This window comes from Nocardiopsis synnemataformans, from assembly GCF_965343085.1.
Taxonomy (GTDB): Bacteria; Actinomycetota; Actinomycetes; order Streptosporangiales; family Streptosporangiaceae; genus Nocardiopsis; species Nocardiopsis alborubida.
The window spans coordinates 101,127-118,037 of sequence record NZ_CBDRFA010000005.1; the positions used below are offsets into that span (position 1 = coordinate 101,127).

11 protein-coding genes, 1 pseudogene and 3 CRISPR repeat arrays (1 of these 15 cut by a window edge) are annotated in these 16,911 nt (G+C 70.8%); of the genes and pseudogenes, 4 read left to right on the plus strand and 8 right to left on the minus strand.

The window, feature by feature from the left end:
* Positions 1–91: 91 nt before the first annotated feature.
* The 7 genes from casB to ACSIH6_RS04120 form a co-directional block, all read right to left on the minus strand.
* On the minus strand, positions 92–760 hold the full coding sequence (gene casB, locus ACSIH6_RS04090) for a type I-E CRISPR-associated protein Cse2/CasB (RefSeq protein ID WP_435106717.1): 669 nt from the start codon (positions 758–760) through the stop codon (positions 92–94).
* Positions 757–2,478: a type I-E CRISPR-associated protein Cse1/CasA gene (gene casA / locus ACSIH6_RS04095; RefSeq protein WP_435106719.1), complete on the minus strand. Its 1,722-nt coding sequence runs from the start codon at positions 2,476–2,478 to the stop codon at positions 757–759. The genes casB and casA overlap by 4 nt, the downstream gene beginning before the upstream one ends.
* Positions 2,468–5,395: a CRISPR-associated helicase Cas3' gene (gene cas3, locus ACSIH6_RS04100; RefSeq protein WP_435106721.1), complete on the minus strand. Its 2,928-nt coding sequence runs from the start codon at positions 5,393–5,395 to the stop codon at positions 2,468–2,470. The genes casA and cas3 overlap by 11 nt, the downstream gene beginning before the upstream one ends.
* Before the next feature lie 258 nt (positions 5,396–5,653).
* Entirely contained in the window at positions 5,654–5,923 is a 270-nt protein-coding gene (locus ACSIH6_RS04105) for a type II toxin-antitoxin system RelE family toxin (RefSeq protein WP_435106723.1), read from the minus strand.
* Complete coding sequence (locus ACSIH6_RS04110; protein WP_435106853.1) at positions 5,920–6,237, minus strand: type II toxin-antitoxin system prevent-host-death family antitoxin; 318 nt, start codon at positions 6,235–6,237, stop codon at positions 5,920–5,922. The genes ACSIH6_RS04105 and ACSIH6_RS04110 overlap by 4 nt, the downstream gene beginning before the upstream one ends.
* Before the next feature lie 85 nt (positions 6,238–6,322).
* A CRISPR array of direct repeats spans positions 6,323–6,776; the repeat unit is 28 nt; unit sequence GGACCATCCCCGCGTGCACGGGGAGCAC.
* A 119-nt stretch (positions 6,777–6,895) separates the two neighbouring features.
* Complete coding sequence (locus tag ACSIH6_RS04115) at positions 6,896–7,102, minus strand: DUF397 domain-containing protein (protein WP_435106725.1); 207 nt, start codon at positions 7,100–7,102, stop codon at positions 6,896–6,898.
* Between the two features lie 4 nt (positions 7,103–7,106).
* Entirely contained in the window at positions 7,107–7,961 is an 855-nt protein-coding gene (locus ACSIH6_RS04120; RefSeq protein ID WP_435106727.1) for a helix-turn-helix domain-containing protein, read from the minus strand.
* 127 nt (positions 7,962–8,088) lie between these two features.
* Here ACSIH6_RS04120 and ACSIH6_RS04125 point away from each other — a divergent pair, with 127 nt between their 5' ends.
* Together ACSIH6_RS04125 and ACSIH6_RS04130 are read left to right on the plus strand one after the other, a co-directional pair.
* A complete protein-coding gene (locus tag ACSIH6_RS04125; protein WP_435106729.1) occupies positions 8,089–9,015 on the plus strand; it encodes a helix-turn-helix domain-containing protein in 927 nt (308 codons plus the stop codon).
* A gap of 115 nt (positions 9,016–9,130) precedes the next feature.
* A pseudogene (locus ACSIH6_RS04130) lies at positions 9,131–9,526 on the plus strand (ATP-binding protein); the annotation flags it as partial.
* Between the two features lie 124 nt (positions 9,527–9,650).
* Positions 9,651–10,838: direct repeats of the CRISPR family, unit length 29 nt; unit sequence GGGACCATCCCCGCGTGCGCGGGGAGCAC.
* A gap of 307 nt (positions 10,839–11,145) precedes the next feature.
* Here the strand turns inward: ACSIH6_RS04130 and ACSIH6_RS04135 are convergent.
* A complete protein-coding gene (locus ACSIH6_RS04135; protein ID WP_435106731.1) occupies positions 11,146–11,799 on the minus strand; it encodes an SAM-dependent methyltransferase in 654 nt (217 codons plus the stop codon).
* A 720-nt stretch (positions 11,800–12,519) separates the two neighbouring features.
* Between ACSIH6_RS04135 and ACSIH6_RS04140 the strand changes: the two genes are divergently transcribed.
* Positions 12,520–14,310, plus strand: coding sequence for an ABC transporter ATP-binding protein (locus ACSIH6_RS04140; protein ID WP_435106733.1), 1,791 nt, complete (start codon positions 12,520–12,522; stop codon positions 14,308–14,310).
* Positions 14,307–16,079 (plus strand): ABC transporter ATP-binding protein, encoded by a 1,773-nt coding sequence (locus tag ACSIH6_RS04145; RefSeq protein ID WP_435106735.1) that lies wholly within the window; start codon positions 14,307–14,309, stop codon positions 16,077–16,079. Before ACSIH6_RS04140 ends, ACSIH6_RS04145 begins: the two co-directional genes overlap by 4 nt.
* 64 nt (positions 16,080–16,143) lie before the next feature.
* A CRISPR array of direct repeats spans positions 16,144–16,911; the repeat unit is 29 nt; unit sequence GGGACCATCCCCGCGTGCGCGGGGAGCAC (it continues 604 nt past the right edge of the window).

Below are 16,911 nucleotides of genomic sequence, written 5' to 3' on the forward strand. Positions count from 1 at the left end.
CGGGCGGGTCGGGAGGCGGAGAAACTACGGGTGAGAGGTGCTTGGAAGGAGCCTCGACGGCGGCGACGCGGCGGTGCGATGGTGCGCGCGGTCAGTCCTCGGTACCGGTTTCGGTCTGCGAGCCGTCCGAACCGGCGTCGGCGGCGCTGTCCGTCCCACCGGACTCCTGCGGACGGTAGGCCTGGAAGCCGCGCCCCCAGGCCCGGCGCACGCGTTCGGCCCCAGGCCGGGTGCGGGCGTCGTGGAGCTGGTCGGCGAGGAGGCCGTAGTCGAGCGGAACGTCCTCGGCGCGCAGGAGCTGGACGATTCCCCGGAGTCGGTCGAGGCGGGTGGCGTGGTGCACGGCGCTCCCCGCCTGCACGAACCTCCTGCGCAGCGGCTCGTCGATGTCCCCGGAGGGCATGAGTCGGCGGACGGCCCCGCCGAGGTCGCGTCCGCGCCGGTGCATGCCCCTCTCGCGCTTGGACTGCTGGTGCAGGGCGTAGAGGGTCAGCGCCTCGTGCGCGGCGGCCTCGGCGTCCTCGGTGCGGGGGTCTGTGACGGAGAAGCGCTCGTAGAAGCGGTGGTCCAGCGTCAGCCCCACCAGCTCCGGTACGGCCTCGATGGGCTTGCCCGCGCCCCGGCGCAGCTTGGCCAGGGTGGCGACGGCGTCGGGGAGGTCCTTGAGGTAGCCGCCCTGGAGCTGGCGGACACGTTCGTCGACCAGCGCACCGACGTCCTTGAGTTCGGGCACGAACTCGGCGGTGCTCGTGGTGGTCACTGCTCTTCCTCCGTGGAGTGGTCGGTGTTGGTCAGGGGGAGCGCCCTGCGCAGGGCGGAGCGGAAGCGCAGGTCGGCCCTGGAGGCGGTGAGCCAGGCCGAGCCGTTCTTGGTGGCCACGACCCGGCCCGCCCAGGCGGCCTCCCCTGCCGTGTCCATGAGTTCGGCGCCGAGCCGGGACACGTTCCGGTGTGCCGTGAGCTGCCAGGCGCGGTGCTGTTCGGCCGGGTAGAGGGGGTCCTCTGAGGGGCGCAGGTCGCGCAGCCACTTGCGGAAGGGCTCGTCCAGCTCCGCGAACCCGCGGTCGCGGGCGGTGGCCCGGGGGGCCTCGGTCTCCGCACCCGCCGCCTCGGCCAGGGCGGTGGCCAGGTCCCCGAGGACCATGACCGCCTCCTCGGCGTCGTTGACCGCGTCGACCGCGGTCTGGCCGAGGGTGCTGTCCTGCTCGTGCAGCAGGACCACGGGCATGGCGACGGTGTCGTCCACGATCTCGTCGATGACGGACTGCTGGGTGCCGTAGACGGCGCCGACCAGGCGTGCGCGGACGAGGAAGTCCTTGTCCAGGTGCTCCTCCACGGTCAGGCGCGCGATCCAGTCCAGCACCCGGGGGCGCACGATCTTCGCGGCCTCACGGCGCTGTTCGGCGCCCCGGACTCGGCCGGTGACCAGGGCGGCGAGGCCGCGCCAGGCGCTGCGGTCGGGGTCGTGGTCCCGGGGCAGGTAGACCTGCTCCTCACCGAGCTTCCTCTCCTGGGCGGGACTGCGCCGCCAGGCGGTCATGGGCTCCCGGTCGTGCTTGTTGCGCGGGGTGAGCGGGTCACCGTAGGCGAGCAGGACGCCGTGGACCGCTTCACCGTCGTGGTGCAGGCGGACCCGGCGGCTCTGCCAGGTGTAGAGGTCGCGCAGGCCGTGGGGGCGGGTCTGGGCCTCCGCTCCCCCGAGGGCCTCGGCGGTGGCCGGGGCCCGGCGCCAGGCCGGGCGGTCGTCGGGGCGCGAACGCAGGTTGTCGGTGTCACGGGGCAGCAGGTTGAGCAGGAGGGTCGTGCGCAGGTCGTCGCCCTCCACGTGGATCCCGCCGAGGTTCCCGGACCACCCCACCCCCTGCGGGTAGACCTTGCCGCCCTTGACCCGGGGGTCGCCGACCACTCCGGACTTGATCCCGGAGGTGTCGTAGGCGTGGGCGTGCAGGAGCCAGCGGGCGGCCTCGGCGAAGCCCAGGCGTTCGGCCCCGTGCGCGCGCATGGTGAAGAAGCGCGCGTTGTTGGGGACGTCGGCCACGATCGGGTCGAGGGAGGAGTACTCGCCCTTGGCCGTGCGCAGGTCCGCGACCTGGAGGAAGGGGGCGGTCGGGTGCAGCAGGTCGAGGCGGTCGCGGTGTTCGCCGAGGTAGTCGCGGACGCGGTCCGCGGGGAGTTCTCCCCGGCCCTCGTCCCACAGATCCGCCCAGTCCTCAATGTCCTCCGGGCCGTCGATCGCGTCGTGCAGGATCGCCAGGAGCAGCCGCAGGAGGGCGAAGTCCTGGGTGGGCACATCGCCGACCAGACGCCGGATCTGCGCGGCCTGCTCGAAGACCTCGGTGAGGGAGAGCTCGGCCTCCGTCCCGTCGAGCCGCTGGACGGGGACCCAGGGCCGACTGGTCAGGTCGAAGGAGGGCGGGTGCGCCGGTGGGGGCGCGGGTCGCGGTGGGGGTGGCGTTGGCCCGGAGGCGTCAGTCGGCACGGTGGACCTCCAGTCCGTCGGTCGGGGTGTAGTGCAGTCGGAATCCGGCGAGTTCGGCGCGGTCGTCCTCGTCCAGGAAGAGGATGAGCTCCTCGGCGATCCAGTGGGCGTCCTTGGTCTGCCAGGCGAGGACGAGATCGGTTTCGAGTTCGGTGATGGCCCGGTCCAGTTCCTTGGGGAAGGTGAACTGGTAGGGCAGCCGGAGCGCGGAGGCCGCCAGGGCCCGCGCGGAGGCGGGCGGCGGCGCGGTGCCGGTGGGCAGGTCCAGTCCGCCGCGCCCGTCTGCCAGCCAGGGAACGGTGGTCACGGTGCCGTCGGCGGCGCGGCGGGCGACCAGGACCTCCAGGCTGTCGCGGGTATCGCGGACCTGGGCCTTGCCGGCCTGGGTTTCGTCAGCCTCACCGACCCCGGCCTCGACCCAGCCGATGAGCGCGCGGCCGTCCCGGGCGGCCGGTTTGAGCAGGAAGGTCTCGGCCTTCTCGCCCTTGCGCGCCTGTTCGGTCTCGTATGCGGCGAGGGCCTCGGCCATCGCCTCGTGCCAGGTGTCGGGGGCGGGGTCCTGGTCGCCGTAGGCGTCCTGGACGAGAGGGCTGATGTCCTCGGGGAGGCGGACCGTGCGGGCGGCGTCCCCGTCCGCGGCACCGGACTCCAGGCGGGTGCGGAGCACGGCCAGGGAGCGGAGCAGGGGGTACTGCCCGTAGACCGTCCGCGAACCCCGCACGGGTGCGGGCGGCACCTCGTCCCAGTCCACGCCGGTGACCAGGCAGCGGGCCCGGCGCACGCGCTCGGGCCGGTCGGACTGGTCCCGGCCGCGCGGGTGGCGGTGCAGGCGTCCCATGCGCTGGAGCAGGAGGTCGACGGGGGCCAGGTCGGCGACCAGGAGGTCGAAGTCCACGTCCAGGGACTGCTCCACGACCTGGCTGGCGACCACGATGTGGCGGGTGGGGCGCTCTCCGCCGAGTTCGGCGACCTTGGAGGGCGGCCCGTAGTCGGCCACCAGGGCGTCGTCGTTGGCGGCGCGGTCCAGGGCGAGGAAGCGCGAGTGCGTGACGGTGACCGTGTCGGCGCCGAAGCGGGCGCGCAGGTGCGTGGCGGCCTCGTGGACGCGCGCGACGGTGTTGCGCACGACCAGGGCGCAGCCGCCGTCGGCCAGGGCGTGCTCCAGGCGTGCGGCGAGCGCGTCGAGGTCGTCGGACAGGGGTTCCACGACCACGTCGGTGGCACGGCCGGAGGCGGCGGGGGTGTGCAGGCGGGGCGCGGCGCCGGTCTCGGCCGTGGTGATGAGGGGGTAGGCGCGGGCCTTCCCGATCTCCTCGTACCCCTCCCCCGAGGCGCCGGTGTAGGCCTCGGCCAGCTCGCGCCTGCGCCGGGCGGGCAGGGTCGCGGAGAGGACGACGACGGGAACGCTGTACCTGCCCAGCCAGGACAGGGCGCGGTCGAGGTAGGCGTTCATGTAGGTGTCGTAGGCGTGGGCCTCGTCGATGACGACCACCTTGCCCGCCATGGCCAGGTGGCGCAGGGCCAGGTGCTTGCTCTTGAGGCCGGTGAAGAGGAGCTGGTCGACCGTGCCGACGGCGAAGGAGGAGAGCATGCCCTTCTTGCGGCCCCGGAGCCAGCGGTGGGCGGTGAGGGCGGCGGGGGTGCGGGGCGCGCGGCCCGTGCCGGTCCCGCTGTCCCCGGCGTCGCGGTCGGTGTCGTCGGCGAGGCGGTGTCCGCCGCCCATGAGCTGCGTGAACTCCTCGTTCAGGTGTGCCTTGGAGTGGGCGAGGAACACGGAGGCGGCCTCCTCCGGCATTCCGGGGAGGCGGTCGAGCCAGGTGAGGTAGCGCCCGAACATGGCGTTGCTGGTGGCCATGGTGGGGAGGGCGACGAAGCAGCCGCCCGCGCCGGACCGGGCCGCGAAGATCTCGGCCACGGCCAGGGCCGCCTCGGTCTTGCCCTCGCCCATGGGGGCCTCGACGATCATCAGGCCGGGGCCGGACATCCGCCGCGCGGCCTCGACCGCCTGTTCCTGGACGGGGCGGACGGTCGCGCCCTCGGGCAGGGCGAAGCGTTCCGCGAAGAGTTCCGCCGCGGTGCCGCCGGGTTCCTCGGCCTTCCACTGCCGGGGGAGGCCGAGGAGGTGCCAGGCCTCGCGGGTGCGCTCGGGGTCGGTGCTGCGTCCGCCCGCTCCCGGGAAGAGGGGGAACAGTTCCGGGTTGCTGGCGATCCAGTCCGCGACGATGACCAGGGCGGTGAGCAGTACCTGCACGGTCTGCGGGAGCTTGAGGGAGTTCCAGTCGGAGAGGCGTTCGGTCGCTCCGGTGACGCGGGCGGCGGTGTCGAGGAGTTCGGCCTGGACGGAGGCCCAGGCGTGCTCATGGCCGGGGGTGCGGAGGAGCTGGGGGTGCCGGTCGAGCTCGGCGATGGCCGAGTAGCCGGGCGGGACCCCGTGGTGGCCGCCGGCGACGACGGTGAGCTGGTGGGTGTCGCGGGCTTTCCAGCCGTGGTTCGCGACGAGCCAGTCCCGGAGGATGAGCTGTCCGGCGAGGCCGTGTGGGGCGAGTTCGCGGTTGGCCATCTGCTTCTGGAGGGGCATCTCCAGGCCCTCGCGGCGCATGTCGTCCGCGAGGTGTTCGACCTGGCAGGCGAAGGCGGGGGTGGCCTTGCCGATGTCGTGGGTGGCGGCGAGCCAGACGGCGAGGGTGCGGGCGTCGTCCTCGCCCTTGGGGAGTGCGTGGCTGACGTGGTCGCGGATCTGCGCGGGGAGCCACTCGTCCCAGAGCTTGGCGGCGACGGCGGCGCTGTCGGCCATGTGGCGGTAGAGGGGGAGCCAGCCGTCGGAGTCGAAGTCGTGCTTGGCCCACGCGCGGCGGGCGGCCTCGGAGAGGCGGTCCTTCCAGGGCTGAGGGCGCCCTTCGTGCTTCATGGGGCACATTGAACAGGTGTCCGACATGTCTTCGCAGCGAAACAGAGGGATTCGCCCTGTCCTCATCCGGCCAAGGAGGTTTGCCCGTCCGTGTAAACCGAGTGGCATGTGTGCCGGGCGTGTCCCCGTGCGCACGGAGAGCACACCACCACCCTGGACCCCGGCCGCCCACGCTCGGGACCGTCCCCGCGTGCGCGGGGAGCATGCGTCCGCGCCAGGTCATGACCTGACGGCCGGGGGATCATCCCCGCATGCGCGGGGAACGCGTTACAGGTCCCGGTAGATTTCGCGACGGTGAGCCACACTCAGCACGAGTACCACCAACTGACCGTTGTGAATCGTGTACACGATCCGGTAGTCGCCCACCCGGATGCGCCAGGATTCGGTGTCGCCCTTGAGCGGGATGCTTCCGGGTGGGCGTGGGTCCACCGCGAGTTCTCGAACCTTGCGCGCGATCCGAAGTCGGATCGGTTTGTCGAGCTTGCCGAGTTGCTTGAGTGCTGGGTCAGCAAAGGAGACGGTGTAGGGCTCGTTCACCGGCCCAGCTCGTCTTCGGTCAGCCCGATCTGGCGCATCGCCTCGTCGAAGGGCACAACCGTGGACCGGCCCGCCGTGATGTCGGCCAGGCGCTCGGCGGCGATACGGGCGTCACGCTCGTCCAACAGCTCTTCGTAGTGGTCAACCATCTCGGCCGGAACGATCGCAGCGGCCCGCTGGTGAAGGCGCCCACGGGTGACGAAAGTGACCTCGCCGCCGTAGACGGCGCGATTGACGCGCTCGGAGAAGTGATCGCGGGCCTCGGTCACGGACAATTCGTGCGGATGGCTGGTGTCAGTACTCACGTTCTCCATCATGCCCTAAACAGACGCCAACCTGGCGTGGTTGGCGTGGTTCTTCGTCCTCCTCGCAGGACACGATGAAGGTTCGCGCCGCAGGAAACCATCCCGGCGTGCGCGGGGAGCACGACCGGGTATCGGAGATCTTGTCGCACGAGCGGGGACCATCCCCGCGTGCACGGGGAGCACGCCACATAGGCCAGGTGTCCGATCGGGTCGCCGGGACCATCCCCGCGTGCGCGGGGAGCACGGGCGGGACACGTGCACCTGGAACGCGGCCCGGGGACCATCCCCGCGTGCACGGGGAGCACCCCAGAGCGCTCACGGCGGCGTAGGCGTCATCGGACCATCCCCGCGTGCACGGGGAGCACTTTGGGCTGCTGCTGTCTTCTCATCTGCACTCGGGACCATCCCCGCGTGCACGGGGAGCACCCGCCGATGTAGCAGATCCCGATCCCCTGGGTGGGACCATCCCCGCGTGCACGGGGAGCACTCGGAAGGGCGCGACCGCAGTGGGGTGTGGGAGGGACCATCCCCGCGTGCACGGGGAGCACGGGGCAGCCAGCAGTCAACGACCTGCGAACTTACCAGCGGCAAGCGCCCGTTTTTCCAACTTCCCAAGATTCGGACATAGGCCCCAGAAATCCCATAGACCCCTTGGCTTCAAATTTCATCACTGCCCGCCCACCTTGGCGCTCCCAAGAAAGACTTGCCACTCACCGCCAGGGAAGGCAAGAACACCCAACTCACGATGCTTGGTGTCCCGGACCGCTGCCGCACCGTGCAGGTCAGCCACCTCTACACACGCGGCTTCGCTCTGCGAGTAGCTCGACTTGCGGAAAACGACGTCCTCACCGAACGCCGAGTCTTCTGGCTGCATGCTTCTAGTCCTTGTGCTGGCGGTGCCCATGGGCGATCCCCTGGAGCAGTTTGAGGGTTGGTTTTCCGTCGTCCAGAGCGGACGCGCGTAGGCGGTTGAACGTTCCTGCGTAGTGGTCCACGTTCTCCGTGCTGGACATGAACATGTGGGACGAAGGGCCTTGGAGGTAGACCGTCAGCAGTCCATGGTGGTCCACACGCAGGATAGAGAACGAGGCGAGGGTCAAGGCCGCATGGGCTCCGGCGCTGTAGGGCAGCACCTGGAGTGTGACGTTCGGGAGGGCGGCCAATGCGATGAGGTGGTCGAGCTGCTCGGCCATAAGCTCCCCGCTACCGATGCGCTGGTGCAGAGCGGCTTCCGCAACGATTATCCACACCTCGGGAGGGGCGGCCTTCGTCAGTACTTCCTGACGGGTGAGCCGGACCTGAACCTCCCTGTCGAGGTCGCTGTCAGGACGCATGGTCGCCTCGATGACCGCACGAGCGTAGGCCTCCGTCTGCGCCAGACCGGGGATGAGCTGAGACTGGTACATCTCGATCGAGGTCGCCTGAGCTTCGATGTTGGCGTATGACCGATAGCTCCGCTCCAGCTCGTACGGCTGCCAACGGTCCGGTTCACGTGCCTGCTTCCGGAGCGCGAGCAGACGGTCAAGCTCCTCCGGAGCGCCGTACAGGTTGAGCAAGCGCTCGATCGCCGACGGACCGGGAACCGCTCCGCCATCGCCAGGCGTCTCCCACCGCGACAGGCTGCTGGGCGCAGTCCGCATGGCCTTGACCACATCTCCGAACTTGCGTTCTCCTCGAAGCTGCCTCAGCTCCTGTGCCAGTTGCCACTGCGCAAGCGTCGGGTTGTCAGCCATCCCTTGATCATGCCCTTCTTCGCATGAGTGGACAAAATTCGCCACTTTCAAAAGCTACTTGCATTTGCCCGTAGCTCTGACTTTACTGGGAGCGAAGCACCTCACCCTTCAAGGAGGCGTCATGGCTATGAGCCGCCGGACAGACAGCAGGTCGACGAATGCCGAACAGCTTCAAGAACCCGCATCGGCATGGGAGCGGTTCGGGGAGCGGGTCCGGGCTGCCCGGGAACGCCTGGGCCTGTCGGTCGAGGAGCTGGCCCAGGACGCCTTTGTCTCCCCCAGCCGGATCAGCGGCATCGAGTCCGGCACCAGCGAGCCCCAGCGCAACGACGCCCGCCACCTCGACAGCGCGCTGGAAGCGGAAGGCGTGTTGTGGGACGCCTGGGCACAGACGTTCATCACCGCCGGCCTCCGGGCCGATGCCACGGTGGCCGACCTTCTCCCCCAGGCGTTCCAGGTCCGGGCGTACGCGCCCCTCGTCCTGCCCGACGGCTTCCTGACCGAGGACTACGCCCGCGCGCTGAACCGGGCTGAGCGGCCCATGGAAGCTGCCTCCCTCATCAGGGACCGACCCGCGATCTGCAAGGTCTACGGCGCGCCATCCGGACCTCCGTATCACTGCCTGATCGTTGACGAAGGCGCCCTCACCCGACCCGTGGCCCCTCCCAATGTCATGCGCGTCCAGCTGTCCCGCCTGCGCGACCTGGCCAGCAGTGACAGCATCACCGTGCACGTCGTTCCGGAGGGCACCGCACCCCATCCCGGCCTGCGCGGGGCGTTCTGGACGCTGGCTTTCTCCCCGCGCCACTGCCTGGCCTACACCCCTCACCCGCGCGGGCCAGGCCACCTGGTCACTGACGCCACCCACATCAAGGGCTACACCGACCTGTTCGCCACCCTCCAGGGCGTGGCCCTGTCGTCAGCCGAATCCCTGCGGCTGCTGGATCAGGCGGTCGAACGCTTTCCCGAGAAGCTCAGGCGTCGTGCCCTCACAGCGGGCAGCGCGACGGGAGCCAGTGACACCCACGGAACCACCACTGTGGCCAAGGTCTGACCAGAAGCCTCGTCCCCCACGTGTTCCCGGCCGGACACGTTGAAGCCCTGGCAGGCGTTAAAGCGCCTCCAGGGCACGGCCGACACTCGAAAACACACGAAAAGGAGTTACCGGCATGGTCATTGTGCCGCAGGCCTCGCCGATCACCGCCTACCCGGAACGGCGCTGGGAGCCGCGCCTGTACCCCGGAACCCTGTCCACCGCCAGTCGCGTGCGCTCAGACCTGCGCGCCGATCTCATCCGGTTCGCCGCAGCCGATGACGACCTGGTGGAGACGGTGGTGCTGTGCGCCAGCGAGATGTTCGCGAACGCCGTTGATCACTCGCGGTCGGGTGAGGTCGATGGGCGGGTCATCCGTACGCTGGCCGTTCACACGGCGCCGGACGGTGGGGCCGTGCTTCGGCTGTCGGTGATCGACGACGGCGTCAAGGACACCCGCCCCCTCATCCCCCGCCAGCGCACGGCTGAGGAGTGGCAGGAGGCCGAGCGCGGTCGAGGCCTGCTGCTGGTCGAGAACCTGGCGGTGGCCTGGGGTTCTCGTCCCGTACTGGACTTCCCCTTCTGCGCGGGGCTGGGCACGGTGACCTGGGCCGAGTTCACCCTTCCTGATCCGGCGAAGCCGAGGAGCGCCCGGTAGGCCCATCCCCGCGTGCGCGGGGAGCACCGGCTGCCCATAGGGCCCGGTCTACCGGGGTCGGGACCATCCCCGCGTGCGCGGGGAGCACACGCGATGACCTCAGTCGGTGTCGGGGGAACAGGGACCATCCCCGCGTGCGCGGGGAGCACCAACTAACCCACCACCCGATGCCCGCCCCGCGCGGACCATCCCCGCGTGCGCGGGGAGCACATTGGGGGTCACGCCCACTCTGTACCCTCAGGAGGACCATCCCCGCGTGCGCGGGGAGCACCCCGCGTCCTCGCCGTCCACGAAAACGCGGTAGGGACCATCCCCGCGTGCGCGGGGAGCACTCGGCGTCGTCCACGGCCCTGCTCATCGCCGTGGGACCATCCCCGCGTGCGCGGGGAGCACGACCCGGTAAGCGCGAACGCCCCGTCCACCGTGGGACCATCCCCGCGTGCGCGGGGAGCACTTGGTGATGGTGGGCGGCGGGCGGTTGGCCGGGGGACCATCCCCGCGTGCGCGGGGAGCACACGTCCTCGGTGGTGGCGTTGTAGAAGTTCGCGGGACCATCCCCGCGTGCGCGGGGAGCACGTCGTCGGCGAGGAAGGCCCCGAGCTGGCGAGGGGACCATCCCCGCGTGCGCGGGGAGCACTCCCTGGGCAACCTCGCCACGGGCGTCGCCGGGGGACCATCCCCGCGTGCGCGGGGAGCACGACACCACGACCCTTTGCGCAGGTCAAGCAGGGGGACCATCCCCGCGTGCGCGGGGAGCACTACGTCGAGCGGGGCTGGCAGGTGTTCGCGCTGGGACCATCCCCGCGTGCGCGGGGAGCACTCGTGGAAGGTCATGCTGTAGGGCTCGCGGACGGGACCATCCCCGCGTGCGCGGGGAGCACCCCGGATACCGCACCAGCGCGTTCCCCGCGGAGGGACCATCCCCGCGTGCGCGGGGAGCACGCTGCCAGCAGCCGCGCGGAGTTCTCGGAGTAGGGACCATCCCCGCGTGCGCGGGGAGCACTTCTCGGTGGCCAGCAGCGGCAGGGCGCGGATGGGACCATCCCCGCGTGCGCGGGGAGCACGACGGCCGGTCCGTGGTATTCCACCGGACCGCGGGACCATCCCCGCGTGCGCGGGGAGCACCGCGGGCGCGAAGTCGCTGCCGTTGGGGTCGAGGGACCATCCCCGCGTGCGCGGGGAGCACAGTCAACGACCTGCGAACTTACCAGCGGCAAGCAGCCGAATTTCCAACTTCCCGAAAAACAGACATGTGCCACCAAAACCCCATAAGCAACCAAACCCCTCAAGCACCACCAAGCCACACACCCGAGACCGCCTCGCTCCACAGCAACATAACCCGGCTCATAGATTTCGGCACCACCAACCAGAAGAAGGGGATACCGCAGTCCCGAAGCTCCCGCAGACAACAAGACGACAGGCCCCGAAAGCGCCCCGTTAAAGGCGCTCCCGGAGCCGTCGGGCCCCATCAAGATGCCTTGTGTCGATCTCTCTCAGCGTCGACGGCGGGCGAACAGCGTGGAGTCGTGGGCGTCCACAGCGGTTCCGTCACGGGTCAGCTTCCGAGGCCGCTGCTCGACCACGAGGGCCTCGAAGTCGTCCGGCAGACCGGGCAGGAGCTCTTCGGCGAGGAACATGGCCCTGCGCTGCTTCTCGGTCATATGGGCGAACTCCTCGGACGGCGCGTGGCCGACGACGAGAAGGTGCCCGCCGGGCGCGACGGCGTGGGCCAGCAGGCGCGTCACGTCCACCATCCCGCCGTCCGGCGCGTGCAGGTAGTGGCTGGTCACCAGGTCGTACGACCGTCCGTCCGCCGCGATAGTCCGTGCGTCGACCTTCCACCAATCGACCCGGTCGGCGACTCCGGCCTGCTCTGTGCGCTGGGCGGCCCGTGCCAGGCCGTTCGCGGAGAAGTCCGCTCCGGTCACCGTCCACCCCTGTCGGGCCAGCCAGACCACGTCGCCGCCCTCGCCGCAGCCGACGTCGAGCGCGGTACCAGGGGTCAGCCCGGTCGCCGCCGCGACGAGCTGCGGGTTGGGGTTTCCGGTCCAGAACCTCTCCTGACCGGCGTACCTCTCGTCCCAGCCCTCGGGCTCGAACATGGCGGCTGCTTCTTCCTCCGTGAGTTGCGGGCGATGCTCGGTCACGGGGCTCCTTACTGTCCGCGCTCCGGGTCGGATCGCGGGCTCATCGGCATGTCCGGGTTCACGTCTCTTCGGGACGTGGGGCCGTGTCGGTGTCCGCCGAGAACGCGCTCGGCGGCTTTCACCTCCAGCTCGGGGCGAACAGGTGCACGGCACAGGGTCAGCCCCGCGCCCAGACCCGCCGGGCCGTCACCGGTGATCACCACGTCCCAGGGGTGCGTACCGCGATAGTGCACCCACTCCGGGGAGAGCGTCACGAAACTTTGCGGGAACAGCAAAATCCGAATCGTCGAAGGACCGCGGGAAGGTGCCGTGGACCGCGTTCCGGTCGCACGGTCTCTCCGAGCGAGGCGGAACCCGCCGACACACCACACTCCGGACAGCCGCCGGAAAACCCATCGCATTCCAAGCGGTTTCCCCCGTAACGTGCTCCTCGCCGTACCGGACCGATATCCCGGAGGAGGCTGTCACAGCTCTCCCGGGTCCGAGCGGGAAACCCGAACAGCCCGCAGGGTCGGCGACAGGACTTTCGCCGTTCGCAAGCCGAGGGTTCCTCGGGAGCGGCCACGAAAAAGGTACCCGCGGTCGACCAGGAGGAAAGATGGCAGGCGCCCAGGTCCGGGGCACGATCGCCCGTAACCCCGACGACGGGGAGCAGGCGTGACCGCCGATACGAGCCGAGTGCCTCCTCCCGCGACGCTGCCTCCCCCGGCGAAGCGGTGGGTGCTTCCCTCCCTGGTCCGCTACTCCTTCTCCGTGGCACCGGGCACGGCCGCCCTGACCACGGTGCTGGCCGTCCTCGCCGGTGCGGCCCCGGTCGGCATCACCATCGGGATCGGCGGACTGGTGGACGGGCTCACCTCTGCCATCGGCCAGGGGCTGGGCACCCCGGCGGCGCGGGAGTGCTACCGCTGGGTCGCCCTCGTCCTCGTGCTGTTCTTCCTCACCCATATCGCCGAGTCGGCGCGCACGGCTCTGGGCCGGGACCTCGGCCGCCGGGTCACCGGCCGACTGAGTGAGCGCGTGATGACGGCCGCCTCGGAGCCGACGACCATCGGCCACCTGGAGGATCCGGCCTACCTGGACCGGCTCGGGCGGGCGCGGGGCGAGGGGACCATCGACATGCCGCCCGGGGAGGCGGTCTTCGGCTTCTCGACCAAGGCCTCGTTGTGGGTGACCGGTGTCGGCTCCGCGGTTCTGCTCACCCAGGTCACCTGGGGGTTGGGGCTCATCGTCTTCGCCGTCTTCGCCGTGCTCCACTCCCGGCTGGTCCGGAACTACCGGATCGCTGTCATCGAGACCGTGAACCAGACGGAGAAGCTCCGCCGTACGTCCTACCTGCGGGACGTGCCGACCACGCCGGGCGCGGCCCGGGAAGTGCGCCTCTTCGGTCTCACGGCCTTCTTCCGCGACGCCTACCACTCGGAGTGGCGCGTGAACATGACGGAGGTCTGGCGGCGGCGGCGCGAACACCGCGTGTTCGTCGTCGTGATCGTCGTGGTCACCGGCGTCACGGTCGCCTCGGTCCTCTACTACCTGGCGTACCGGGCCGCCACCGGAGGAACGACGGTGGGCGACCTGGCGCTCGGCGGCCTCGCCCTGCGGGCCCTTCTCCAGGTGCTCCGGACGGACGAGGACGACCTGCGCACCAGCTTCGGCTCGAAGGCGGCCGCCGAGGCGTTCGCCTTCCCGGTCGTGGCGGCGCCGGACGGGCCGGACACCACTCCCTGGGCGGCACCGGTCGCGACCGTCTCCTGTGAGGATCTGCGCTTCCGGTACGGCGGCGCCGCGGACGACGTGCTGCGCGGCATCGACCTCGACGTTCCCGCGGGCCAGTCGCTCGCCGTCGTCGGTCTCAACGGGGCCGGCAAGACGACGCTGGCCCGGCTCCTCGCCGGTCTGGACGCTCCGAGCGGGGGGCGCGTACGCGTCGGTGGGACCCCGGTCGAGGACGCCAACCGCCGGAGCTGGCAGCGTCAGGTGGTCGCCGTCTTCCAGGACTTCGGCCGCTACGAGCTGACCGTGCGGGACAACATCGCCTTCGGTTCCCTGGCTCACGCGGACGACGAGGAGGGTCTGCGGGCCGTGGCGCGGCAGGCCGGACTGCTGAAGTTCGTCGAGGGACTTCCGCACGGCTGGAACACGGTGATGTCCAGTGGGTACACGGGCGGGGTCGACGCGTCGGGCGGAGAGTGGCAGCGCATCGCCATCGCCCGGGCGCTGTTCGGCCTGCGGCACGGCGCACGGCTCCTGATCATGGACGAACCGGCCGCGAGCCTCGACGCCCGCGCCGAGGCCCAGCTCTACGACACGTTCCACGAGCTCACCGCAGGGGCCACGACCGTCGCGATCTCCCATCGGTTCGCGACCGTGCGCAAGGCGGAACGGGTGGTCGTACTCGATCAGGGCCGGATCGTCGAGGACGGCACGCACGAGGACCTGATCGGTGCCGGCGGCCGGTACGCCGAGCTGTTCCGCCTACAGGCGAAGCGTTTCGAGGAGGCACCGTCGTGATCAGCGCCCTGCGCTTCGTCCTCACGACCGGATACCGCACCGACCGGTTCCGTTCCCTGATCGTGGTGGCGGTGGCGCTTCTCGAACAGGCCACCGGGATCGGCCTCGCGGTGGCGATCGGACTGTTCAGCGAGGTGGCGAGCGGACGTTCGACCAGCGGCCTGGTGGTACTCGCGCTGTGTGTGGCGGTCTTCGTCATGCTCACCCAGGGCACCTTCATCGCCGGTTACTTCACCCGCCTGCGCCTACAGGAGGAGATCCAGAACGAAGTCGAGCGCCGATTCATCGACGTGGTCGGCACGACGCCGACGTTGGAGGTCCACGAGCGTTCGAGCCGCTCCGACAAGGCGGCGGTGGTCCGCGGTGCGCGGGGCGAGATCGGGCCGGGCTTCGACCGGCTGATGTGGCTGGCCGGAGCCGCGCTGGCCCTGATCACCTCGGCCGCCCTGATGGCCTCGGTCGTTCCGGTCCTGGCCGTACTGCCGCTTTTCGCCGTCCCCGCGGTGCTGGCCACCCAGGCGGCGGACAGGAAGCGCGGTCAGGCCGTGGAGCGTGCCACGCCCCGGACCCGGCTGGCCGGTCATCTGTTCACTCTCGCCACGACGGCCGCACCCGGCCGCGAGACCCGCCTCTTCGGACTGGCGGGCGAACTGCGGCGCAGGCACCGCGAGGAGTGGGACTCCGGAGGCCGGGACATCGCCCGGACCGATCGGCTGGCCCGGGTACCGGTCGCGCTGGCCTGGCTGCTCTTCGTGCTGGCGTACGCGACCGCCGTCGCCCTGATGGTGCGGGCCGGGCTGTCCGGCGATGCCCCGCTCGGCCTCATCGTCGCGGCCGTCGCCGTCAGCAGCCAGATCACCGGCCAGGTACAGAGCTTGCTCAACCTGTCCTTCTGGTCATTGGAGTCGCTTCGGGCGACCCGGGCGTTCCTCGACGTGGTGGAGGACGGCACCGCGGAGCGGGCGGCCGTCGTGCCGACCACGCCGGTGGCGGTGCCCACCCGGCTGGACGGCGGTATCAGGGTGGAGGGACTCGGCTTCCAGTACTGGAACCGCGATCAGCCCGCACTGAGCGACATCGACCTCGAACTCCCGGCTGGCACCGTGGTGGCCCTGGTCGGCGAGAACGGCGCGGGGAAGTCGACGTTCGTCAAGATGCTCAGCGGCCTCTACCAGCCCGGTGAGGGGCGCGTCCTGGTGGACGGAACCGATCTCGCGCGGTTCGCCCCGGACGAGTGGCGCGCCCGGATCACGGCGGCCTTCCAGGACCCGGTGCACATCGAGATGTCCCTGCGGGACACGGTCGGGCTGGGCCGGATCGAGCATCGCGACGACCCGGAGCGGGTCATTGAGGCGCTGCGGACGGTCGGCGGCGACACGCTGCTCGCTTCGCTGCCCGAGGGCCTGGACACCCGGCTCGGGCGGAAGTCGTGGGACGGCAAGGGACTGTCCGGCGGCCAGTGGCAGACGGTCGCCAACGCACGGGCGGCGATGCGGCAGGCACCGCTGCTGCGGATCCTGGACGAGCCCACCGCCAGCCTCGACGCACGGGCCGAGGAGTGGCTGTTCCAGCAGTACGCCGACCTGAGCCGCCAGGAGGGCGGTGTGACCGTCCTTGTCACGCACCGCTTAACGACCGCCCGGGCGGCTGATCTCATCGTGGTCCTGGACGGCGGCCGGGTCGTCGAAACCGGCACCCACGACACACTGAGCCGGACTGACGGACTCTACGCCGAGCTGTTCCGCCTCCAGGCGCGGTACTTCGTCTGACCGGATCTGACCGGATGTGCCGAACCTGGAGTGACGAAGGAGGTAGCTGCCCCTGGTCCGACCGGGGACCATCCCCGCATGCGCGGGGAGCACCGGGTGACGTCCATGGACAGGGTGCCGTCGGTGGGACCATCCCCGCGTGCGCGGGGAGCACCGGAGGGCCTCCATGCCGGGGTACCGGTACCAGGGACCATCCCCGCGTGCGCGGGGAGCACACCCCGGCCAGCCTCAGGTGCAGGGCGATGTAGGGACCATCCCCGCGTGCGCGGGGAGCACTCGGCAAATGGCTGGAGCGCCTCGGTCACCCTCGGACCATCCCCGCGTGCGCGGGGAGCACCGTGGTACACAGCGCGGGTGGTGTGCGCCTCGGGGACCATCCCCGCGTGCGCGGGGAGCACCTTCGGCGCGGCGACGGTGCGGACCCCGAGGTGGGACCATCCCCGCGTGCGCGGGGAGCACTCGGCGTTGGGGATCAACAGCCCGTCGAAGGTGGGACCATCCCCGCGTGCGCGGGGAGCACGCGCGGATTCCGCGCATGATGTCGCGGTTGAAGGGACCATCCCCGCGTGCGCGGGGAGCACTCGTCCAGGTCGGCGTAGGTCTCGCCTGCGGCTGGACCATCCCCGCATGCGCGGGGAGCACCGAGGGGGACCGTAAGGCGCGGGTAGCGCTGGAAGGACCATCCCCGCGTGCGCGGGGAGCACCGCCTCGTGCTGGTCCGCCCTCCGGTCCTGGTGGGACCATCCCCGCGTGCGCGGGGAGCACCGCCTCGTGCTGGTCCGCCCTCCGGTCCTGGTGGGACCATCCCCGCGTGCGCGGGGAGCACCTCGCG

What these genes read in the sequence shown, in the direction of transcription:
- ACSIH6_RS04110 (WP_435106853.1), bottom strand. Translation starts at nt 6,237, where the DNA reads ATGGAGAACGTGAGTACTGACACCAGCCATCCGCACGAATTGTCCGTG.
- ACSIH6_RS04115 (WP_435106725.1), bottom strand. Translation starts at nt 7,102, where the DNA reads ATGCAGCCAGAAGACTCGGCGTTCGGTGAGGACGTCGTTTTCCGCAAG.
- cas3 (WP_435106721.1), bottom strand. Translation starts at nt 5,395, where the DNA reads ATGTGCCCCATGAAGCACGAAGGGCGCCCTCAGCCCTGGAAGGACCGC.
- ACSIH6_RS04125 (WP_435106729.1), top strand. Translation starts at nt 8,089, where the DNA reads ATGAGCCGCCGGACAGACAGCAGGTCGACGAATGCCGAACAGCTTCAA.
- ACSIH6_RS04120 (WP_435106727.1), bottom strand. Translation starts at nt 7,961, where the DNA reads ATGGCTGACAACCCGACGCTTGCGCAGTGGCAACTGGCACAGGAGCTG.